Source organism: Sorangiineae bacterium MSr11367, from assembly GCA_037157805.1.
Taxonomy (GTDB): Bacteria; Myxococcota_A; Polyangia; order Polyangiales; family Polyangiaceae; genus Pendulispora; species Pendulispora rubella.
The window spans coordinates 4,905,168-4,928,084 of the sequence record CP089983.1; the positions used below are offsets into that span (position 1 = coordinate 4,905,168).

The 22,917-nt window shown below is 66.3% G+C and carries 14 protein-coding genes (1 of these 14 cut by a window edge); 7 read left to right on the plus strand and 7 right to left on the minus strand.

The window, feature by feature from the left end; all coding sequences use genetic code 11:
* The 5 genes from LVJ94_19425 to LVJ94_19445 all read right to left on the minus strand — a co-directional run.
* Window positions 1-9,510: the 5' portion of an SDR family NAD(P)-dependent oxidoreductase gene (locus LVJ94_19425; protein WXB09389.1), read on the minus strand. It extends 8,793 nt beyond the left edge of the window; the window shows 9,510 of its 18,303 coding nt (coding positions 1-9,510); its start codon is at window positions 9,508-9,510; the stop codon falls past the left edge of the window.
* 730 nt (window positions 9,511-10,240) lie between these two features.
* Window positions 10,241-11,197: a fumarylacetoacetate hydrolase family protein gene (locus tag LVJ94_19430; GenBank protein WXB09390.1), complete on the minus strand. Its 957-nt coding sequence runs from the start codon at window positions 11,195-11,197 to the stop codon at window positions 10,241-10,243.
* Window positions 11,194-11,493: a YciI family protein gene (locus tag LVJ94_19435; GenBank protein ID WXB09391.1), complete on the minus strand. Its 300-nt coding sequence runs from the start codon at window positions 11,491-11,493 to the stop codon at window positions 11,194-11,196. Before LVJ94_19435 ends, LVJ94_19430 begins: the two co-directional genes overlap by 4 nt.
* Window positions 11,486-12,370, minus strand: coding sequence for an NAD(P)-dependent oxidoreductase (locus LVJ94_19440; GenBank protein WXB09392.1), 885 nt, complete (start codon window positions 12,368-12,370; stop codon window positions 11,486-11,488). Before LVJ94_19440 ends, LVJ94_19435 begins: the two co-directional genes overlap by 8 nt.
* 62 nt (window positions 12,371-12,432) lie before the next feature.
* Complete coding sequence (locus LVJ94_19445; protein ID WXB09393.1) at window positions 12,433-13,344, minus strand: LysR substrate-binding domain-containing protein; 912 nt, start codon at window positions 13,342-13,344, stop codon at window positions 12,433-12,435.
* Window positions 13,345-13,423: 79 nt separating this feature from the next.
* Here LVJ94_19445 and LVJ94_19450 point away from each other — a divergent pair, with 79 nt between their 5' ends.
* The 6 genes from LVJ94_19450 (at window position 13,424) to LVJ94_19475 (ending at window position 19,780) form a co-directional block, all read left to right on the plus strand.
* A complete protein-coding gene (locus tag LVJ94_19450; protein WXB09394.1) occupies window positions 13,424-14,185 on the plus strand; it encodes an SDR family oxidoreductase in 762 nt (253 codons plus the stop codon).
* Between the two features lie 26 nt (window positions 14,186-14,211).
* Window positions 14,212-15,864 carry an AMP-binding protein gene (locus tag LVJ94_19455; protein ID WXB09395.1) on the plus strand — a complete coding sequence of 551 codons (1,653 nt, stop codon included), beginning with the start codon at window positions 14,212-14,214 and terminating at the stop codon, window positions 15,862-15,864.
* Entirely contained in the window at window positions 15,855-16,697 is an 843-nt protein-coding gene (locus LVJ94_19460) for an amidohydrolase family protein (GenBank protein ID WXB09396.1), read from the plus strand. The genes LVJ94_19455 and LVJ94_19460 overlap by 10 nt, the downstream gene beginning before the upstream one ends.
* Window positions 16,698-16,699: 2 nt before the next feature.
* Window positions 16,700-17,908, plus strand: a complete 1,209-nt coding sequence (gene pcaF / locus LVJ94_19465; GenBank protein ID WXB09397.1) for a 3-oxoadipyl-CoA thiolase — start codon at window positions 16,700-16,702, stop codon at window positions 17,906-17,908.
* Between the two features lie 15 nt (window positions 17,909-17,923).
* On the plus strand, window positions 17,924-18,724 hold the full coding sequence (locus LVJ94_19470; GenBank protein WXB09398.1) for a crotonase/enoyl-CoA hydratase family protein: 801 nt from the start codon (window positions 17,924-17,926) through the stop codon (window positions 18,722-18,724).
* 153 nt (window positions 18,725-18,877) lie between these two features.
* On the plus strand, window positions 18,878-19,780 hold the full coding sequence (locus LVJ94_19475) for a transporter (GenBank protein WXB09399.1): 903 nt from the start codon (window positions 18,878-18,880) through the stop codon (window positions 19,778-19,780).
* Here LVJ94_19475 and LVJ94_19480 read toward each other — a convergent pair.
* Window positions 19,711-20,955 (minus strand): MFS transporter, encoded by a 1,245-nt coding sequence (locus tag LVJ94_19480; protein WXB09400.1) that lies wholly within the window; start codon window positions 20,953-20,955, stop codon window positions 19,711-19,713. The two genes, LVJ94_19475 and LVJ94_19480, sit on opposite strands and share 70 nt — an antisense overlap.
* Window positions 20,956-21,074: 119 nt before the next feature.
* On the opposite strand from LVJ94_19480, the gene LVJ94_19485 reads away from it, so the two are divergent.
* Window positions 21,075-21,989 carry a LysR family transcriptional regulator gene (locus LVJ94_19485; GenBank protein ID WXB09401.1) on the plus strand — a complete coding sequence of 305 codons (915 nt, stop codon included), beginning with the start codon at window positions 21,075-21,077 and terminating at the stop codon, window positions 21,987-21,989.
* A gap of 4 nt (window positions 21,990-21,993) precedes the next feature.
* Here LVJ94_19485 and LVJ94_19490 read toward each other — a convergent pair whose 3' ends face one another.
* Window positions 21,994-22,914, minus strand: a complete 921-nt coding sequence (locus LVJ94_19490; protein ID WXB09402.1) for a PDR/VanB family oxidoreductase — start codon at window positions 22,912-22,914, stop codon at window positions 21,994-21,996.
* Window positions 22,915-22,917: the final 3 nt, after the last annotated feature.

The window sequence follows — 22,917 nt, forward strand, 5'->3', positions numbered from 1 at the left end:
TTCGCCCTGGCTATGCCCCACCACGGCCTCGGGCTCGACCCCCAATGCGCGCCACGAAGCGGCCAGCGCGACCATCACCGAGAAAAGCACGGGCTGCACGACATCGATGCGATCCAGCGGATCGCCGCGAAGCGCCTCGAGCAGCGACCAATCGACGTGCGCGGCGAACGCGCGATCGCACGCTTCCATCTGCGCGCGGAAAACCGCCGAGGTCTCGAGCAGCGATTGTGCCATTCCCGCCCACTGAGATCCCTGTCCGGGGAAGACGAACGTCACCTTGCCCTCGTCGCCACGCTGACCCAGCGCGACGTTCGGACCCGGCGCGCCCTGGCCGAGGGCTGCGAGATCTTCCAGGAGCTGCGCGCGATCGTGGGCCACCACGGCCGCCCGGTGCTCGAAGTGCGATCGCGTCGTCGCCAGCGAATGCGCCACGTCGACGATCGCCAGCTCCGGGTGCGCCTCGAGGTGTTCGCGCAGCCGTTCGGCTTGTGCGTAAAGCGCCTCTTCGGACTTCCCGGAGAGGACCACGGGGAGGGGAGCCGGTGACCCGGACGATGCCCGCGCCGCGGGCGACGGCGGGGGTACGACCTGCTCGAGAATGACGTGCGCGTTGGTGCCCGCCACGCCGAACGATGAGACGGCGGCGCGCCGCGGACGGCCATTTTCCGGCCACGGGATGGTCTCGTTCAAGAGCTGGACGCTCTCCGACGACCAATCGATGTGCCGTGAGCGGCTCGTCGCATGCAGCGTCTTGGGCAGGAGCCCGTGCTGCATGGCGAGCACCATCTTGATGACGCCGCCCACGCCGGCGGCCGCCTGGGTGTGGCCGACGTTGGACTTGAAGCTCCCGAGCCAGAGCGGCTCCTCGGGCGAGTGGGCTTCGCCGTACGTTGCCAACAGAGCGTGGGCTTCGATGGGATCGCCCAACGTGGTGCCGGTCCCGTGCGCCTCGACGGCATCGACGTCGCGCGCGGTGATGCCGCCGCTTTCGAGCGCCTGGCGAATGACCCGCTCCTGGGCCGGCCCGCTCGGGGCGGTGAGGCCCTGGCTCTTACCATCCTGGTTGACGGCCGAACTGCGAAGGAGGGCGAGCACCGGGTGCCCGTTCTTCTGGGCGTCCGACAGCTTCTCGAGAAGCAGCATCCCCGCGCCCTCGCCCCAGCCGGCGCCATTGGCGTCCGCGGAGAAGGCCTTGCATCGACCGTCGGGTGCCATGCCGCGCTGGCGGCTGAACACGATGAACGGGGCCGGTGTCGCCATGATGGACACGCCACCGGCGAGTGCGAGCTCGCACTCGCCCTGGCGCAGTGCTTGGGCGGCGAGGTGTAGGGCCACCAGTGACGAGCTGCACGCCGTGTCGATGCTGATGGCGGGCCCTTCGAAGCCGAAGGTGTAGGCGATGCGCCCGGAGGCTAGGCTGGCGAAGTTGTCCATGCCGACGTAGCCCTCGAGATCCTCGGGGGCGTGGAGCATCCGCGCGCCGTGTCCGTTGTCGATCACACCGACGAAGACGCCCGTCGAGGTGCCGTGCAACGTCGCCGCATCGATGCCTGCACGCTCCAGGGTCTCCCAGGAGACCTCCAGGAGCAGGCGCTGCTGCGGGTCGATGGCCAGCGTCTCGCGCGGGCTGATGCCGAAGAACGCCGGATCGAACTGATCGGCATCGTAGAGAAATCCGCCCTCACGCGCATACGTCTTTCCGCGGACATCGGGGTCCGGATCGAAGAGCGCATCGAGTTTCCATCCGCGGTTTTCGGGGAAAGCGGCGATGGCATCGCGACCCTCGGCGAGCATTTGCCAGAGCTCCTCCGGCGTGCGAACCCCGCCGGGAAAGCGGCAACCCATGGCGACGATGGCAATGGCCTCGTCGTTGGCCGAGGGGGCAGGCGGCTCTTCCCGCCGCGGCTCGGGAGCGGCCGCGTCGTCGAAGAGCTGCGTCGCGAGAAAGCGAGCGAGTGCACCCGGCGCGGGGTGGTCGAACAGCAACGTGGCACGCAGTCGCAACCCGGTTGCCGTTGCGAGTCGGTTGCGAAGTTCGACCGCCATGAGCGAATCGAGCCCGATTTCACGGAGTGGGCGCAGGTTGTCCAGCGCACCGGGCGAGGCCATCCCGAGCACCACGGCCACCTCGCCGCGGACGAGATCGAGCAGGGCACGGTCGCGGTCCTCGCGGCCCATGGCGGAGAGCCGTTGCTGCAGCGAGGAGCCCGACATCGCAGCTGCCGCGGTCTGGACCTTGCGCAGCGCCGCCCGCGGTGTGCGCGGTTCGAAGCGCGCTGGCACCAGCGCCGCGTCGATGCGGTTCAGGGCCTCGTCGAAGAGGGCGAGCCCCTCCTCGTCGGAGAGGGCGAGCAGCCCGCCGCGTGCCATGCGCTGCAGATCGACGTCGGTGAGGTGGGCGGTCAGCCCGGTTCGCCGCGCCCAGTAGCCCCAGGCAAGGGAGACAGCCTCGAGGCCACACGCCTTGCGGTGGTGCGCGAGCGCATCGAGGAAGGCGTTCGCCGCTGCGTAGTTCGATTGCCCCGGAGTACCGACGACGCCGGCCAGCGAGGAGAAGAGCACGAAGGCCGAAAGATCCGCCTCCTGCGTGAGCTCGTGCAGGTGCAGCGCGGCGTCGAGCTTGGTGTGCAGCACGCCGTGCAACCGCTCCGGCGTGAGCTCGCCGATGAGTCCATCGTCCAGGGCGCCGGCGGCATGGACGACTGCAGTGAGCGGATGCTCGGCCGGAATCGACGCGAGAAGCGCTTCCAGTGCCGCGCGATCGGCCGTATCGCACGCGGCGATGGCCACGTGCGCGCCGGCCGTCGCGAGGTCGCGCTTCAAGGCGTCGACCCCCGGAGCTTCGTCGCCGCGCCGCGAGGCGAGCACGAGATGCTTCACGCCGTGGACCTGCACGAGGTGTCGGGCGACGAGCGCACCCAAGGTGCCCGTGCCACCGGTGATGAGGACCGTGCCCGCGCGATCGAGCGCGCGCGGAATGGTCAGGACGACTTTGCCGACGTGGCGAGCCTGCGCAAAGTCGCGGAACGCCTGGGGGGCGCGCCGTACGTCCCGCGTGGTGATCGGCGAAGTGCGTAGCACGCCGCGTTCGAACAGCGCGACCAGCTCGCCGAGCATCTCTCGAATTCGCTCGGGTCCCGCGGCGTCGATGAGGTCGAAGGCCCGGTAGGCGACGCCGGGATGGGCCGCTGCCACGGCGCCGGCATCCCGTACATCGATCTTCCCCATTTCGATGAAGCGACCGCCGTGCGGCAACAGCCGAAGCGACGCGTCCACGAACTCGCGCGAGAGGCTGTCGAGAACCACGTCGACGCCGCGGCCGTGCGTCACGCGCAGAAACGCTGCCTCGAAGTCGAGGGTGCGCGACGAGGCCAGGTGCTCGCCGTCGAACCCGAGCTCGCGCAGGGTATCCCACTTGCCGGGGCTGGCCGTGCCGAAGACCTCCGCCCCGAGGTGCCGCGCGATCTGCACGGCGGCCATGCCCACGCCGCCGGCCGCCGCGTGGATCAGCACGCGCTCGCCGCTTCGCAGGCCGGCGAGGTCGACCAAGCCATGGTAGGCGGTGAGGAACGCCACGGGAACCGAGGCTCCCTGTGCGAAAGACCACCCCACGGGCATGCGGGCGACCATCCGAGCGTCGGCCACGACCACGGGGCCGAACGCCCCGGAGAAGAGCCCCATCACGCGATCGCCGACCGCGAGGTCTCGCACCCCGGGACCGATCTCGGTCACCACACCGGCGCCTTCGCCGCCCAGCGGCCCAACGTCGCGCGGCAGCATCCCGAGGGCATCGAGCACGTCGCGGAAGTTGAGGCCCGCGGCGCGAACGGCGATGCGAACCTGCCCCTCGGACAGAGGCGCTCCGATCTCGGGGTGCGCGACGAGCGCGAGGCTCTCCAGCGTGCCCTTCACGGGGATGTCGAGGCGCCAATCGCTCGAGGGCGGCGCCACCAGCGCGTCGATTTTGGCGCGCACCAAGCGCGGTGCCAAGAGCTTCCCATCACGAAGCGCGAGCTGCAGTTCGGCGATTTCCGCATTCAGAGCCGCGGCCAGGGCATCGCGCGAAGCCTCGCGGTCGTCGACGTCGAGCAGCACCATCGGCCGGTCGGGGTTCTCCGCCTGCGCGGCACGAACGAGGCCCCAAAGCGGGGCGCACGCGAGATCGACCACGCCCTCCTCGGGGTGCGTGCCCACCGCGCGGTGCGTGATCAGAACCAGCCGCGACGAGGCCAATCGATCGTCGGCGAGCCACGCCTTCACCAACGCCAGCGCGCGCTCCGTGCCTTCATGCGCCGACGCGACGTCCGGCGAGGTGGCGCGGCATGAAACGACGACCGCGCCGGGGACGCCTTGCGCGAGCGTCTCCTGCAGCGCACGGAAATCGGCATAGTGCGGCACGTCGCCGCCCAGATCGCGCGAGGGCGCGCCGAGGACGACCCAATGTCGCCGCGTCTCGATCGGACGGACTTCGACGGGGGCCCAGTCCAGGCGAAGCAGGGCGTCATGGACCTTGGGCGCGAAGATGCCCCGGAGCTGCTCGGGCGACACGGGCCGCAGCGCGAGGGCGTCCGCGAAGGCCACGGCTTCCCCAGCTCCGTCCGCGATGGCCAGCGCGATGCTGCCCGTCTCCTCAGAGTACCGAAAGTGTGCCCTCAGGACCGACGCACCGGTTGCGCGCAACGAAACGTTGCTCCACGCGAATGGCAGCTCGATGTCGGAGGCCCCGTGGATACTCTCCACCGTGATCGTATGGAGCGCCGCGTCGAGCAGCGCCGGATGCAGTAGGAACCGCTCGGCGTCACCCGCATCGGGGAGCTGAACCTCGGCGAACAGCTCGTTCCCGCGTTTCCAGGCGGCCGCGAGCCCCTGGAAATGCGGACCGTAGCCGAGCCCTGCCCGCGCGAGCCGCTCGTACAGGCCCTCCAAATCGAGCGCACGGGCTCCCGTGGGGGGCCAGGTTCGCAGATCGACGGCCACGTCGGCGGACGGCGCCTCCGGCGCGAGGGTGCCGGTGGCGTGCCTCGTCCACTGTGCATCCTCCGGGTGTGCAGGACGCGCGTGGACGGTGAGCGTCCGACGCCCCGCCTCGTCCGGCACCCCCACCGCGAGCTGCAGCCGCACACCGTCTCTCGACGGCAGCGCGAGCGGCGCTTCCAAGGTGAGCTCCTCGATGCGCGCGAGGTTCACACGCTGCGCGGCGGCCATCGCCAATTCGAGGAACGCGGTTCCGGGCAGGATGACCGTGCCGAAGACGGCGTGGTCCGCGAGCCACGGATGGTCCGAAAGGGAAAGGCGTCCCGTGAACAGGTACGCGTCCGAGTCGGCAAGTGCCACGGTGGCGCCGAGCAGCGGATGGTCGGCCGAGCCAAGCCCTGCCGAGGTCACATTGGAGTGGCGCGTCTTGGGAGGCTCGAACCAAAAGCGCTCGCGCTGGAACGTGTAGGTCGGAAGCTCGACCCGGCGCGGCGTGCGCCCGGCGAAGAGCGCAGACCCGTCGAGGCCCAGCCCGCGCACATGGAGCTCGCCCAACGCGAGAAGAAGCCGCTCGTAGGTCCCCTCGTCGCGGCGAAGCGATCCGACGACGACTCCTTGGACCGTCTCGTTCAGCGCGAGCGAGAGGACGGGGTGTGGGCTCATCTCGATGAAGAATCGATGGCCCTGGGAGGCAAGGCACTCGGCCGCGTCGCGGAAGCGCACGGTCTGCCGGAGGTTTCGGTACCAATAGCCGGCATCGAGCTCGGTGCCGTCGATCCGCGCGCCGGTCACGGTGGAGTAGAGGGGGACGGCCGACGCCCGGGGCGTGATGCCCGAAAGCTTGCGATGGAGTTCCTGCTCGACGGCCTCGACGTGCGCGCAGTGCGAGGCGTAATCCACGCGGATCTTGCGCGCGAAACGGTGCTCCTCGGCGAGCTTCGCCAGCAAGGCCTCGACGGCGTCCGGATCACCCGAAACCAGCGTGGCGCGCGGGCTATTGACCGCTGCCATCGCGAGGCGCTCTCCGAAGGGCTCGAGGTAGCCTTTTAGCTCGTTCTCGTCGAGGTCCACGGCCGCCATGGCGCCCTTGCCCGCGAGCTGGGTGAGCGCGGCGCTGCGCAAAGTGACGACCTTGGCCGCGTCCTCGAGCGACAAGACGCCTGCGACGTAGGCCGCAGCCATTTCGCCCTGGCTGTGACCCACCACGGCGTCGGGCTCGATTCCGAGCGAACGCCACACGGCCGCCAGGGAGACCATGACGGCAAACAGCACGGGCTGCACGACGTCGACCCGGGCCAGCGACTCTTCGGGACCGCGCAGCACGTCGAGCAACGACCAGTCCACGTGCGGCGTGAACGCGCGCTCGCACGCTTCGATCTGTGCGCGGAAGACCGGCGAGCTTTCGAGAAGGGACGAGGCCATGCCCCGCCACTGGGAACCTTGTCCGGGAAAGACGAATGCTACCTTCCCGGACGGCCCCGCGTTGCCCACCACGGTGTGGGCCGTGGGCGAGCCCTGGGCGAACGCCGCCAAGCTGCTCACGAGATCGGCCCGATCGCCTGCCAGGAACACCGCGCGCTGCTCGAACTCCGAGCGTGTCGTGGTTAGCGAGTGGGCCACATCGTCGAGTGCGAGCTCGGGGTGCGCGATCAGATGCGCGTGCAGCCGCTCGGCCTGGGCCCGAAGCGCCGCATCCCCCTTCGCCGAAAGCGGCACCAGCACGGTGCCCTGCGTGGGGCGGGGCCGCGGGAGCGTGGCACCGAGCGCGAAAAGCTTCGCGCGCGCCTCCAAAAAGGAGACGCGTTCATCCTCGGAGCGCCGCAGCGTCGCCACCACGTTCGCCTGCACGCCACGCGCCGCGATACTCTCGGCGAGCGCCGGGCCGAGCACCGGATGCGGCCCGATTTCCACGAGGAGGCGATGCTCGTCGAGCAGTCGCGCCACGACCGGCCCGAGCTGCACGCGGTTACGCAGGTTGCGCGCCCAATAGGCGCCATCCAGTTCGGTACCGTCCACATACCCGCCCGACACCGTCGAATAGAACGCCACGGTGGCACGCCGCGGCCGGATCCCGTCCAGGGACCGCGTCAGGTCGTCGAGCAGCGCGGGCGCCATCAGCGGGCTGTGCCCCGCCACGTCCACTCGGATCGCGTTCGTCGTAAGCCCGCGCGCCTTGCACTTGGCCAGCAGCGCATGCACCGCCGCGGCCTCGCCCGTGATGACCGTGGACCTCGGCGCATTCGTCGCACCGATCTCGACGCGGCCAGCAAGGGAGGCCAGCATCGGCTCCACCTCGGCGGCCGGCAGATCGATCACCCCCATGGCGCCGAGCCCCGACGTCGGAGTCTGCACACGGCTGTAATGATGAATGACCCGCGCGGCATCCTCGAGATCGAGCGCGCCCGCGACATAGGCCGCAGCGACCTCTCCGGCGCTGTGACCGACGATGGCGTCGGGCTCGACCCCGTGCGCGCGCAAGGTCTCCGCCAAGGCGGCTTGGACGGCAAAAAGCAGCGGCTGCGCGAAAACCACGTCGTCGAAGCGGGTCGACGGGGCCGGACGCACGAGATCGGCGAGGATGGACCGGTTCAGAAGGGGCGCGAGCGCGGCGTCACTTCGTTCCAGCGAAGCGCGGAATACCGACTCGCTCTCCATGAGCCGTCGCCCCATGCCCACCCACTGGGACCCCAGCGGCGAGAACACGAAGACACGCTTTTGCGAAACAAGTTCACTCGAAACGTAAACGGCATTCGCCGCAGCCGCGTCCAGCCATGTGTCGAGGGTCTGCGCCGCTTCCTTCGGTGATCGGATGACCGCGGCGAGTCGATGCGAGTCCGTCTCCGTCGAGGTCGTTGAAATGCCTTTTTCGCCACCGCCGGTCAGGTACCCATCGCGAAGCGCGCGCACGCGCTCCCGGAGTTCCGAAACCGTCGGGGCCGAAATCTGCAGCAGCCGCACATCGGCTGGGGGCCCTTCGAGAACGGCGTGGGCATTGGTCCCGCCCCAGCCGAAGGCGCTGACCCCCGCGAGCGCGCGCTCGCCCTCGTCCGCGGGCCAGGGCTCGAGGACCGTGGGGATGCGAACCGCGAGCTCGTCGAACGGAATGTAGGGGTTTGCCGGCACCGCGTGGAGGCTTGGGGGAACCTGCCGGTGCTGCATGGCCAGCACCACTTTGATGAGGCCTGCGATTCCCGCGGCCCCCTCAGTGTGGGCAATGTTCGTTTTGACGGACCCAACGAGCAGCGGCTTGCTCGGAGCTCGCTCGTGGCCGAGAACCTCACCCAGGGCCTTTACCTCGATGGGATCTCCGAGAATGGTGCCCGTGCCGTGCGCCTCCACGTAGTGGACCTCATGGCCCTCGACTCGAGCCCGTGAATACGCGTCGCGCAGGACGGCTTCTTGCGCCTTCGGGTTGGGGGCCGTCAGGCCGTTGCTGGGCCCGTCGTTGTTGACGGCCGTCGCCCGAATCACGGCGTGGATGCGATCTCCGTCCTGCTGGGCCCGGGAGAGAAGTTTGACGACGAGCACGCCGCCACCTTCGCCACGGCCAAACCCGTCGGCGTGGGCGCCAAAGGCCTTGCAGCGTCCGTCCGGCGCCAGGCCACCGAACTTGGAGACGAAGACCATGCTGTCGGGGGAAAGGAGCATGTTGACCCCGCCGACGAGGGCGGTGGCGGCCTCTCCGCTCCGGAGGCTATGCCCCGCGTAATGGAGGGCCACGAGCGCGGAAGAGCACGCGGTATCGATGACCAGGCTGGGACCGCGCAGCCCGAATACGTAGGATACGCGATTGGCAATCATGTTGGGCGCCTGGCCCGTTGCACGGTGGGCGCTCATTCCCTCGACGTCTTCGTGCGTGAGGTCTGCCCAATCGTGCCACATGGAGCCGAAGAAGACCCCGGTGGCACTATCCTTCAATGAGTGCAGCGGAATGCCGGCGTGCTCGAGGGCCTCCCACGACAATTCCAACGCAAGCCGCTGACTCGGATCGAGCTCGTGGGCTTCGCGCGGTGAAATGCCGAAGGCCATTGGGTCGAAGGTATCGACGTGCTCCAGGAGCGCGGCGCGCCGCGAGACCGCTTTGCCGGGCATTTCCCGGTCTGCGTGATAATACGCGTCGGCGTTCCATCGAGCGGCCGGTATTTCGTCGGTAGCATCGACTCCATTCGAGAGCAATTGCCAGAAGGCGCCAAGATTTGGCGCCTTGGGAAAGCGGCAGGACATTCCCACGATGGCCAGAGGCTCGTCGCTCGCATTCGATGTGTGTTGGCCCTCGGGCCTGGGCGCTTTCTCGCCGCGGCCCTTCGTCCCGGCGAGCGCGGCGTAGCGAGCGAGCGAATCGGCCGTGGGATGCTCCCACATGGCGGTGGCACTCAGAGGGCGGCCGACGAACCTCCCCAGTTCCGTGGTGAGCCCGATCGCGTGTTTCGACTCGAGTCCGTATAGGACGAACTGTTCACTCGTATCGATTTGACTGGCTTCGACGCCGGTGATTTCCGCGATGCGCGCGACGAGCCATTGCCGGACTTCGTCCATCGTTCGTGTCGACGGAGAACTCGAATCGAAAGACGCCCGTTTGATGTCCATTCCTTGTCGTATCCTCTGTAATTGACTTGCGTCGCTCGACATGGTTCGAGCCCGCACCCCGACACGGCCATCGTCCTTGTTCGACCTGGCCATCCCCACGCATTACGTCGTGGCTCGCAATTGCCGTTGCTTCGTTCCGGCCGCTCGTGCGAACGCAACGGCGCCCAACGTTCCAAAGACTTCGAGTCGATATGCAAACGACCTTCGCTCCGAGCATTTCGATCTCGAGAGGAAATTTAATTTATCTTCTCGAACTACGTGTGACTGCTGCTGCACGGTGATGACCTGCTGTCTGTTTAGATAGATACGGAAGGCGCAAGTGCGTCCCCTACCTTGCACGCCCAAAATCCAAAACACGGCGCTGGAGTTCGGTAATTTCCGCGAGCGCCACATTTTACGCGCGCTGAAAGACATCGGATCACCCGAGGGGACGTTCATACGGCGAACGCTACGTATTGCCTATTTGCGCAAAGGTACCTTGGGCCCGCAGATCGCGCCCCAACTTGGCGGATGCGGAACCATCCGGACGCCATCGTTACGTCAGACGAACGAAGGGCCCCTGGACCGAACGTGGACCATGGGTGGATCGCACGTTTCGTTCAGGGGTGCCGTTAACCCGCCCATCGCGTTGAGCGTCTCGAAATACCCTTCTTGGCCACTCCGCTGATTCTAGTGTTCGCTACGCAGCGATGTGCGTCCGCAGAATGCCAATTTGGCTGATTTCCACCTCGACGATGTCGCCCGCCCGCAGAAACGCGCGCGGGGTTCGGCCCACGCCGACGCCCGCGGGCGTTCCCGTGAGGAGCACATCGCCGGGTTGGAAGGTGTACCAATGGGAAAAGTGAGCGATCATCTCGGCCAGCTCGAAAAGCAAGTCCGAGACGGGGGCGGATTGCATGATCACTCCATTGACCCGTGTGACCAGCTGCAGGTCTCGCGGGTCGGGGATCTCGTCGGCCGTCGTCAACACGGGCCCCAGCGGTGTGAAGCCGGGCATCTGCTTGCCCATGATGTTCACCTCCCAGGAGAGGCGTGCCGGCCAAGGCTCCGTGGCGGACCAAACGCCCCCCACCCAATCGCGCGCCGAGATGTCGTTGGCGGCGGTGTAGCCGGCCACGTACGACAAGGCGTCTTCGCGTGAGACGTGGTGGCACGGGCGGTCGAATATGCAGGCGAGTTCGCCTTCGAAATCGACGCAATTGGGCGCTTGCGGCGGCAGGCGCAACGAGGATTCCGGCGCGGCCACGGAGGACGGCGCTTTGAGAAACGCGGTGGGATGCGGCGGCGCCGGCGTACCGTGCATCTCGCGGAGGTGCGAGCGATAGGAGAGCCCCGCGGCCAGGATCAACGACGGATCGGGCACGGGGGCGAGGCAGGGCGTTCGTGCATCGGTGATGATCCCACGCGCGCGCAGGGCGCACTTCTCGTCCTCGCTCGCCGAGTCCACGCGCGAGAGAATCCTTCGAACGACGTTGGCGCCTTCCACGCCGCCGGCGAGTAGGGCGCGCATCGTGGAGGGAAGCCATGCTTCGAGCCCCTCCGCGCGCGCGGCCTTGCCCAGGTGCAGCACCTCGCCCGATGCGAGCAGCGCGCCGGGGGCACCCCCGCGAACGCTGTCGATGGTGACCAGCTTCATCGCGTCGCGATCCCGTCGCGCACGTCCCACCGACGAATTTCGAACGTGGCAATCTTCTTTTGGAAAAAGGGATCGCCCTTCGCCAGCGTTTCGGCGGCCTCGAAGCTCTCCACGTCGAACACCGTCAGCCCGACGTCGCCCGTTCCATCCGGGCGAAACGACGGACCGGAGGCGACGATGCGACCTTCCCGTGCGTGCTCGGCCACCCATTGGAGGTGCTCGGCCACCACGGCCGGGAGCGACGTGGCATCGATGATGCTGCGCAGCAGGATGAAATACGACTTTCGCTCAATCATCGCCTCGTCTCCTTTCCGAGTCGTACGCTTCGACGATCTCGAGGACGGCCGCGATATCTTCCTCGTGGCGTCCTTCGGATTCCGCGCGACGGTATACCTCCGATGCGGCGTGCAGCAGTGGCGTCGATGCGCCGCATTCTCGGGCCATTTCGCGGGCTCGTGCCAGGTATCCGAACATGTGGCGGAATGGACCGCGGCCGGGACGGAAGCTTCGCGCGAGCATCAAGGGCGCCTTGTTGGCAAAGGTGGCCGAGCCCGCGGCGCTGGGGACGAGGACCTCGACCATGCGCCGTGGATCGAGCCCCGCACGCGCGCCCAGGGTGAGCGCTTCGGCCGCCATCAGGTTGTGGACGCAGACCATGGTGTTGGCGATGAGTTTCATCTTGGTGGCCGCACCGAACTCACCGAGATAGAAGTGCTGCTCGGCCATGGCCTCGAAGACGCCGTGCAATTCGTCGACGGCGCGGGCATCGCCCGATTTGAAGATGACGGCTTTGCGTTCGGCCACCTGCGGGGGCAACCCGCTGATCTCGCAATCGAGCAGGATCGCACCGCGTTCGGCGACGCGTTCGGCCGCCGCCCGCTTGGCGGCCAAGGGGTAGCTGCTGATCTCGATGATGACCTGCCGAGGGCGAAGAACCGGCAGCAGAGCCTCGATGGTCGCTTCCAGTGCGGCCACCGTCGGTAGGCTCTGGATGATGACCGGGGCTGCGGCGACATGCGCCACCTGCGCCACGGCGCGCCCGCCGCGGGCCACGAAGTTGGCATTTGCCCGAATGTCGTAACCCAGTACGTCGAAATCCTTGGCCAGCAGATTCGCCGCCATGGGTTCGCCGACGTTGCCCAATCCGATGAACCCCAACAAGGTCGTGCTCACGCTGGTCCCTCGATGGAGTAAACTACACTGTGCAGTTTACTTTGTCGAGGAGGCGACGACCCTCACCGAGGCTGCGCGGGGAGGTAGCGCAGCAGCGCATCGCAAAAGAACTCGGCGGCGGGGGTCAGGGGAAGATCCGGCCGGCGCGTGAGGATGATGGCCGGGGCGGGCAGGCGCTCCTTGACGGGGATGATTTGCAGCGCGTCTCGGGTCAATGGAAATTCCTTCCACTGGACCGGAAGCATCGCCAGATGATCCGTAGAGGCCAATGCGACCATGAGGGACATGGCCGAGTGCACCCGAAGGGCAATCACGGGATCGGGAAGACCGTGTGCCGCGAACAAGTGCCGAAAGTCGCTTTCGGCGTCGTAGTCGAGTGCCGTCACCGCCCACGGCGTGCCCGCGAGCTCGCGGAGAGACCGCGGGCGGCCCGCCGTGGTGGACAGCGGATGGCCTTTTCTCCCGACCACCGCGCGCGTGTTCTCGACGAGGATGCGCGTGACCAGGCCCGGGGCCGGCGGATCGCGCGGGGCGGCACCGACGTAAAAATCGATGGTGCCGCTGCGGACGCGGCCTTCCACGTCGGGAAAAAGGCCCTCGATGACGTGCAGCCGCACCTTTGGATAGCGCTTGCGAAAGTACGGGAGCGCCCGGGGCAGCATGGCGAGGTGGGGCATGATCGACAGCGCGACCACCACCGTGCCTTCGTCGAGCCCGGCCGATTGCGAGAGCTCGTCGCGGGCTTTCTGCAGCTCGTTCACCATCGCGGTTGCGCGTCGATGAAAGAGGCGGCCCCGCGCCGTGAGCGTCATTCCTCGGGTTTCGCGCTCGAAGAGGGCCACACCCAATTCACTCTCCAATGCGTGTACGGTGCGGGTGAGCGCGGGTTGCGGAATGCCGAGTCTCCGTGCGGCGGCCCGAAGGCTGCCGTGTTCGACGATGGCCAGCATTTCGCGAAGCTGTTCGAGTTTCATCCGTGTGATTCATATTTGGTATCACTTGGACAATTTTGCCATCTTTTCCGTATCTCATCGCCTGCCTACGTTGATGGGCATGGCAGACAGGAAGAAGGCGCTGGTGACCGGCGGCGCCACGGGCATTGGCCGCAGCACCGTGCTCGCTTTGGCGCGCGCCGGCTATGACGTGGCCCTCAACTACAACTCCAGCGAGGAGGACGCGCAAGCTACGGCCGAACAGGCTCGGGCGCTCGACGCGCGCACCCTGCTTTTGCAGGGCGACGTGAGCGACGAACGCCGGGTTCGCGAGATGCTCACCGCCGTCGGCGCGGAGTTCGGATCGCTCGACGCTCTGGTGAACAATGCAGGGACGACGGCATCCTGGAAAATAGGCGATCTCGAGACGCTCGACCTCGGGGAATGGGATCGCACGTTCGCGGTCAATGTCCGCGGTACGTTCCAAGTGACCCGCGCGGCGGTGCCGCTCCTGGCCAAAGGCTGCGATCCCTCCGTCGTCAACATGGCCAGCATCGTCGGCTTGCGGCCGGGGCAGCAACCTCCGCCCTATGCGGCCAGCAAAGCCGCCGTGGTGAACCTCACGCGGACGTTGGCCTGGAACTTGGGGCCGAAAATACGCGTCAATGCCGTGGCGCCGGGTTGGATGGAGGGCGATTGGATGCAGCGCATGCTCGGGGACAAGTACACCGAGGCCATGGGCCGGCGCGCGAAAATGACGCCGCTCCGGCGATGCCTCGTGCCCGACGACGTGGCCGAGACCATCGTGAATCTCCTTACGTCGAATCGATTCGTCACCGGCGAGGTCGTGGTCATCGACGGCGGTTTTTCCAGCTCGACCTAAGCGGGACCTGAGAAAGAGAGGCATGCATGTTGGAAGGCTTCGTTCCGTTTCCTCCGGAGTTGGTCGCTCGCTACCGCGACCGCGGCTACTGGCGCGGACGTACACTCGCCCAGGAGTTCGCCCTGGCGCTCGAGCGCTTTTCCGACCGCACCGCGCTCATCGACGGGGCGCGCCACTACCGCTACGCGGACCTCGACCGGCTGAGTGACAACCTCGCGCTCAACTTGCTCGGCCTCGGGCTGCGGCCGCTGGATCGCGTGGTGCTTTCTCTGCCGAACACCGCCGAATTCGTCATTCTGTATTTGGCACTGCAAAAGATAGGGTGCATTCCCATTGCGGCGCTGGTGACGCATCGGTACGCGGAATTGCGCCAATTCGTCGTTCTTTCCCAGGCGCGCGCGTGTGTGTACCCGGCCGCGCACGGCGACTTTCACTTTGGCCCCGTGGCGGAGCGGATTGCGCGCGAAGCGCCGAGCCTTTCGTGGCGCATCGCCCTCGGCGAGCCCGGTCCTGGGGAGCATTCGCTGACCCGCCTCATCGAGGAGCCGGCGGCCACGAGCCCCTCGGTCCTGGAGGCGCTCTCCATCGATTCCACCGATCCATGCATTTTCCAGCTATCGGGGGGCACCACCGGCATTCCAAAGTTGATCCCACGCACCAACGAGGACTACGCGTACAACTCGCGGGTGGCGGCCGAGGTGACGTTGGTCGACGAAGACTCGGTTCTTCTGCTGGTGCTTCCCATTGCCCACAATTTGCCCCTGGCCTGCCCGGGCATTCAGGGCTTCATGTTCCACGGCGCGCGCGTGGTGCTGCATGGGAATACGCGCCCGGACGAGATTCTGGCCTTGGTGGAGAAGCATCGGGTCACGCACCTGAAGGTGGTTCCGGCGCTGCTGATACGCCTGGTGAATCACCCGGCCGCCGGCAACTTCGATCTATCCTCCGTCCGGCTGGTGCAGAGCGGCGGACAGCGCATGCAGCCCGAGGTGCGCGCGCGCGCGCGGCGAACGTTCCCCCAAGCCTTCGTTCAGGAGAACTTTGGAATGTCCGAGGGACTCCTGATGTTCGTGCGAAAGGACGACCCCGAGGACGTGCTCTTGGAAACGTGCGGGCGTCCCGTGTGCGAGGACGACGAGGTCAAGCTGCTCGACGACGAGGGAAGGGAGGTTTCTCGAGGCGAGGTGGGGGAGCTTGCGTGCCGCGGGCCGTACACCCTGCGCGGCTATTACGGTGTGCCGGAGTACAATGCGCAACGCTTCACGGCGGATGGATATTATCTCTCCGGCGATCTACTGCGTTTGCACCGCTCGGGGAATTACATCGTCGAAGGACGGAAGAAGGACCTCATCAACCGCGGCGGCGAAAAGATTAGCGCCGAAGAGGTAGAAAATCTGATTCTCATGCACCCGGCCGTGCAAAACGTGGCCTGCGTGCCGATCCCCGACGAAGCCCTCGGGGAAAAGATGTGCGCGTGTGTCCTGTTGAAGCCGGGGGAAGCGCTGACATTCGAGGGGTTGTCGGCGTTTCTGCGGGGGCATGAGATTGCGAAGTTCAAATTACCGGAACGGCTGGAAGTGTTCCGCGAATTCCCCCTGTCTACATTCGGCAAAATTTCGAAGAAAGAGCTCGGTGCCATGGTCGTGGCACGGATGACGGGAGACTCCTCATGCGTATGATCGATCTGCATTGTTACCCCGGTACCCCCGAGTGGATTCGCGCCCAGGGGCCTTACGTCGATGCGCTTGCGACGTACTGGAAGCGAAGTTGGGTCGGCAAGGCCGAGGACGACGTAATGGCCGAATTCGCCGGGGCGGGGGTGGAGGCGTGTTTGGTGGCGCTCGATCTGGAGACCACCGTGGCGACGCCGCCCTGCACGAACGAGTACGTTCACGGCATCTGGAAACGCCACCCGGATCGCATCCTTCAATGTTGGGGCTCGGTGGAGCCCGCAAAAGGGGAAATCGCCATACGGCAGGCAAGAAGAGCCGTTTCCGAGCTTGGGTTCATGGGATTTCACTTCCATCCCATCATGCAGCACTTCTCCGTGGACGATCGTCGGTACTATCCGCTGTTCGAGGAAATTCAAAGCTTGGGCGCGGCCGTGATGATCGACGTTGGCACCACGGGCATGGGCGCGGGGATGCCGGGCGGAATGGGCGCGCGGCTTCGCCATGCGCATCCTTCGGCGATCGATGCGCTGGCCGCCGACTTCCCGACGTTGAACATCCTCATGGCCCACCCGGGGTGGCCGTGGGTCGATGAAACCACCGCGGTGGCCCTGCACAAAGGCAATGTGTACTGGGAAATGTCGGGCTGGGCTCCAAAACACTTTCCGGGCAACCTCAAGGTGGATATCCGTGGTCGCTTGCAGGATAAAATCATGTTCGGCAGCGACTATCCGAGTTTGCCGTACGAGCGCATTCTTCGCGAATGGTCGGAGCTCGGCTACTCCGACACCGTGATGGAAAAGGTCTTCCACGGCAACGCCGAGCGCGTGCTGGGCTTGTGATCATGGGGGTCGCCTATCTTTGCAGCGGCGTCCGCACGCCCATCGGTCGCTATGGGGGAGCCTTGTCTGGGGTGCGCACCGACGATCTCATGGCGATTCCTCTGCGCGCGCTGATGGATTGCTCACCGGCCGTCGATTGGGAGCGGCTCGACGAAGTGTATTGCGGCTGCGTCAACCAGGCCGGGGAGGACAACCGCAATGTCGCGCGCATGGCCGCGTTGCTGGCCGGATTGCCACCCAGCGTGGCCGCCGCCACCGTGAATCGACTTTGCGCATCGGGACTGGAGGCCATTGCGTGTGCGGCGCGCGGCATCGTCGCGGGGGAAATCGATTTGGCCATGGCGGGCGGCGTGGAAAGTATGAGCCGCGCGCCCCTGGTCATGCCCAAACCGGCGACGGCGTTCTCGCGGCACGCGGAAATCCACGATTCGACCATGGGGTGGCGCTTCGTCAATCCGCGGATGGTCTCGTCGTACGGAGTGGATAGCATGGGCGAGACCGCCGAGAACGTGGCGCGTGAACACGGTATTTCCCGCGCGGATCAGGACGCGTTCGCCCTGCGCAGCCAGCAGCGCGCCGCGCGTGCCCTGCGCGATGGGCTCTTCGAGCGCGAAATCGTCGCCGTTCCGACGAGCAAAAAGGGAGGAGGCGTAACCGCGCCGGTGACCCAGGACGAGCACCCGCGACCCGACGCCACCGCGGAGGTCCTGGCACGGCTCACGCCGGCGTTTCGGCCGGATGGCACGGTGACGGCGGGCAATTCGTCGGGCATCAACGATGGGGCCGCGGCGCTGCTCGTGGCGAGCGACGATGCGGTCCGGCGGTGCAACCTGGAGCCACTCGCGCGGGTGGTGGCGACGGCGACGGCGGGTGTGTTGCCGCGGATCATGGGCGTGGGGCCGGTTCCGGCCGTGCGCAAGTTGCTGGACCGGACGGGCCTGGGGCTCGACGATTTCGATGTCATCGAACTCAATGAGGCATTTGCATCGCAGGCATTGGCGGTACTTCGCATGCTCGGGCTGCCCGATGATGGGGAATCGATCAACCCAAATGGCGGAGCGATTGCCCTGGGCCACCCGCTGGGCATGTCCGGGGTGCGTCTGGCCCTGACGGCGGTCCATCAGCTCCACCGGACGAAGACGCGCCGTGCCCTGTGTGCCATGTGCATTGGCGTGGGGCAGGGCATGGCCATGGCGCTGGAGCGCGTGTGAAAAGGACGGGAAACGATGCATGAACCCATCGTGGTGAAGCAAGACGGACACGTGGCGGTGTTGACCCTCAACCGACCGAAAACGCGCAATGCGTTGAGCGGCGAGGAGATGTTTGCGGCCTTCGAAGACATTTTCGCGGTGCTCAATGGCACTCGAAGCGTGCGTGCCGCGGTGCTGACCGGCGCCGGCACCGCGTTTTGCTCGGGAGGGAACATCGCCGAGATGCGCGAGCGAAAAGGTATGTTCGCCGGCTCTCCGGATGAAATCTCCGAACGGTATCGGCATGGCATCCAGCGGATCCCGCGGGCCTTCGCCTCGCTCGAGGTGCCCATCGTCGCCGCGGTGAACGGGCCTGCGATCGGCGCCGGTTGCGATCTCGCGTGCATGTGCGACGTGCGCATCGCCTCACGAAGCGCGCGCTTCGCCGAGAGCTTCGTCAAGCTGGGTATCGTGCCTGGCGATGGCGGGGCCTGGTTTCTGCCGCGGATCGTCGGCCTCTCCCGTGCGGCCGAACTGATCTTCACCGGCGCCACGATCGACGCGGACGAGGCCTTCCACATCGGGCTGGTCTCGCGCGTGGTCGAGCCCGAGGCGCTGATGGACGAGGCGCTGTCCCTCGCGCATCGCATGGCCGAAAATCCTCCGCAGGCCCTGCGTTGGGCCAAACGGCTCCTGCACCATGGCCAGAACGCGACCCTCGACGAAGCGCTGGACCTCGCGGGGCGTTTCCAAGGCCTCGCCCACCACTCGGGCGGCCACGCCGAGGCGGTCGCCGCCCATTTCGAAAAGCGAAAACCATTGTTTCGCGGGGACTAATCACGAAGAGAAGAAGAAACCGCCAGGACGCCAGGGACGCCAGGTGAACCAACCATAAACCCTTATTTGGTTTATGGCCGTTTCACTCGGAACCCCTGGCGACCCTGGCGTCCTGGCGGTTTCATTCTTCATCTTCGAAAGGAGCCCATCACTATGTCCATGTCGTTTCGAGTGGCAACGATCGTGTTTCTCACGGGGTTGAGTCAGTCCGCGGAGGCGGCCGAAAATGGAGAAAACTCCGTCATTCTCGGCGTGGATACGATGGTCCATGCGCGGACGCCGCCGCCGGGATGGTATTTTAGTAGCTTTACCCAGCTTTACTTGGCGGGCCACAGTGAGCGCCATGGGGTGGATGTTCCCGGCTTTCGGCTCGTCTTGTTCGTGCAAGGGGGCCGGCTTCAACATGTTTGGAAGCCGCAACTCTTTGGGCATTCGATCTCGACGGATATGTTGATTCCCGTCTCGTGGGCGGACATTCGCGTGGCGGGGCGATCGGACAACCAGGTGGGGATGGGGGACATTCAATTCGTTCCTCTTCGGCTCTCGAATCGTTTCGAGGTTGGCTCGGGCAGCTTTGCCTATGCGGCGTTCTCGAAGGTGGTGACTCCAACGGGCCTCTACCGCACGGAGCCCAACGCGATTGCTAGCCCGGGAACGAACCATTGGGCGTTTGCGCCCAGTGTGGCGCTGACCTATTTCAGCGCCACGCTCAACGTGGGAACCACCATCGGGTACGTGTTCAATACGAAGAATCCTGCAACGCACTACGTGAATGGGCAAGAGTTCCAAATCGACTACGTGGCCGAGCACAAGTGGTTCGACGCGTTCTGGGGCGGCGCGTGCGGGTACTTCTACGAGCAGATGACCGACGACGTGAACCCCGATCCCGCCGTGCCTGGCGACGTCGGGAATCAAGGGCGTGTGCTCGGTTTGGGCGCCCAGCTCCGGCGCGAATTCAGCTTTGGAAACATCAATGTGAAATGGATTCACGAAGTCTTGGCGGAGAATCGCGCGGAGGGCGACCGTTTTTTCGTGCAGCTGTTCCTCCCGCTCTGATTTGCGGCTCGCCGAGCTAGTACGGCGTATACGGTGAGGATGGCCAACAGGGCCGCGGAAAGGCACGTGTAGAGCCGCGAGGACGAGCCAAGCAGCTTGGCGCCGCCGATGCCGACCAGCGGGCCGGTGGCCAGGCCCAGAAAGAAGAAGACCGTGTGCACGCCGGAGACGCGGCCGCGCGCATGAAGGGGGACGGCGTCGAACAGCATGTGCAGGCTGTTGGGCGAAACGAGGCCGCAACCCATGGTGGCGATCAGGGTGCCGAGGACGATCCCGGGGCGGCTCGTCGCCGACGCGAGCGTCGCGTAGCCGACGGATGCGAAGCCAAACGTGACGCACCAGAGGACGGGACCCGAGATGCGGCGGCCGAGGAATGGATACGACGACGCCCCGATGAGCATTCCCGTGGCGGCGACCGCGGAGAAGTAGCTGGCCGCCCGTGTCCCGCCGAATCCGCGTTGCTCGAGCAGGAAGGGAACGCCGCTCAGCACCACGTCGAACGTCGCGTGGCCGAGGTAGACGCCGAGGAAGACCGCGGCAAGCTTCCTCCACGGGACGATGGCGGAGGGCGCATCGTGGCGCGCGCGGAACTCGGTTTGGCGCGGGATGAACGCCGCGACCAGCGCTGCCGCCACCAAGCCCCATAGAAAGATCCAGAATGCGTTGCGCCAGTTGGTGGCCGCCAGATGGCCGATGACGATGAACGTGACGATGTGCGCGATGCCGAGTGCGGCGTATTTGGCGCCAAGTACGCCCCGACGGCGAGGTCCGGCGAAAAAATCGCCGATCAGCGCCGAGGTGCACGCGAGGAGAGCGCCGGTGGTCAGGCCCATGAGGGCGCGCGCGACCAAAATGGCCATCAACGAATCGAGCCAATAGGGCAAGATGCCGAGGATTGCGCTGAGCGCGGACGCGCCGAGGACGATCGGCCGCCGCCCGAAACGATCACTGAGAATGCCGGTGATCGGCGCCGCGACCGTGCTGATCATCAAGGGAAGCGACACGACCAGCGGCACGAGCAGGGTGACGCCCGGCACACCGGCAAAGTGCGCGAGCATCCGCGGCAGGATAGGGGGGACCGTGAGGCTGGTCGTCAAGCTTGCTGCGATGATCGCGGCGACGATGCCAGCCGATCGCGCGCTCGTGAATGGAACGCCCTCGTGTTGCGCCCTCATGGCTTCCTCCTCGCGGGACTTGGTGTCGATGCTAGAGGTCCGCGGGGCCCGCAGCCAATGAATTGTCATCACATGGACGATGAAAATGCTGCATCGGTTATGCTCGACACAGGACTTGGATGAAACGAATCGATCTGCGGCGCACGAATCTCAACTTGCTACTCGTTTTCGACGTGCTCATGACCGAGCGCCACGTGGGGCGCGCGGCCAGCCGCCTGGGTTTGACGCAGTCCGCGGTCAGCCACTCGCTGGTGCGGTTGCGCGAGGCGCTCGGCGATCCGCTTTTCGTGCGGCATCCCAAGGGGGTCGAGCCGACGCCGCGTGCGCTGGAGTTGGCCGTGAAGATCTCGCCGATCCTCGACAGCGCGCAGGCCGTGTTGAGCAGTGCGCCCTCGTTCGAGCCGGGGAGGCCGCACACGTTTTCCATCGGCGGGACGGACGGCGCCATCAACGCGGTGCTGGTGCCGCTCATGGAGCGCGTACGCGCCGAGGCGCCGGCCATCGACGTGCGCGTTCGCGCGACGAGCCGGGATAGCCTGCTTTCGGCGCTCGATCGGATGGAGATCGATATGGCATTATCGGTCTTCTCCGCGCCCATTGCGCGGGTGACGCGCATTCCGGTCATGAAGATGGACTTCGTGGGCATTGCCCGGCGCGGGCATCCGGCCATCGGCGCGAAGAAGCTCACCGTCGAGCGGTTCGCCGCGCTCGAACACCTGGTCATTTCTCCGCAGCCCGACGGCGCCGAGCCCATCGACGAGCAGCTGGCCGAGCGAGGGTTGAAACGGCGCATCGTGGTCGTCGAGCCGCATTATCTGGCCGCACCGCTCATCGTGGCTCGGACGGATCTCGTGGCCATCGTCGATCGGCGGCTGGCGCGCTTGTTCGCGGCGCATCACGCGCTGACGCTGTTCGAGCCGCCCATTCTACCGCCGCCAACGACGCTGGACATGTTGATGAGCGTCGCCCGCGCCAACGAGCCACCCTTGCGGTGGTTGCAAGCGCAGATCAAGGCGGCGCTCGCCGGGGGCTAACCAGCTAGATATCGAGCACGAGCTTGCGGCCTCTGCATCGGGAGATGCACACGAGGAGTTCGCGTTGGCGTTCCTCGGGCGTGAGCAGCGTATCTTTGTGCTCCGGTTCGCCCTCGAGGTAAGGGGTGCGGCACGTGCCGCAAATGCCAACTTCGCAGGACAATGGCCGGGTGATTCCGGCACGCCACAATGCGACCAGGATGCTCTCGGTCTCCCGGACGGGAACGATTTGCCCGCTCCGCGCCAGCTCCACCTCGAAGGCGGTGGCATCTTCCGGAACGTCGACCTTGAAGGCTTCGAATCGGACGCGATCCGCGGACCAGTCGGCCGTGGCGCTCCGGACGGCGCCCATGAGGCTCGGCGGTCCGCAACAATAGACGAACGCGTTCTTCGAAGGCTTCGCGAGGAGGCGCGCCAGAGGCGCCCGTTCGTTGGCGTGGATGTGCAGCCGATCGGGCGCGACGAGGGCCTCGAGCTCCGCGCGAAAGGGGAGATGTTCCCTGCTGCGGGCGCAATAATGAAAATCGAAGCAGCGGCGGAGCGCGTGCAGACGATAGGCCATCGCCACCAGTGGCGTAGCCCCGATTCCGCCCGCCACCAATGTCCAATGTTCGCCTTCCTCCTCGAGGGGGAAATCGTTTTTGGGCTCCGACACGCTCAGCGTATGCCCGGGCGCAATCTTGTCGTGCATGGCCTTGGATCCGCCGCGGCCCTGCGATTCGCGCAATACGGCCAAGACGTAACGATGGCGCTCGGCGGGATCGTTGCACAATGAAAAGGGACGAACCAATCCAATCGGGGTCGTGACATCGACATGGGCGCCGGCGGTGAATGCCGGTAACGCGGCGCCCTCGGGGTGGACCAGCTCGAAGCGCTTGATCCCGAGGGCGCAGCGAGTCATCGCGCGAACGACGAGCTTCGGCACGCG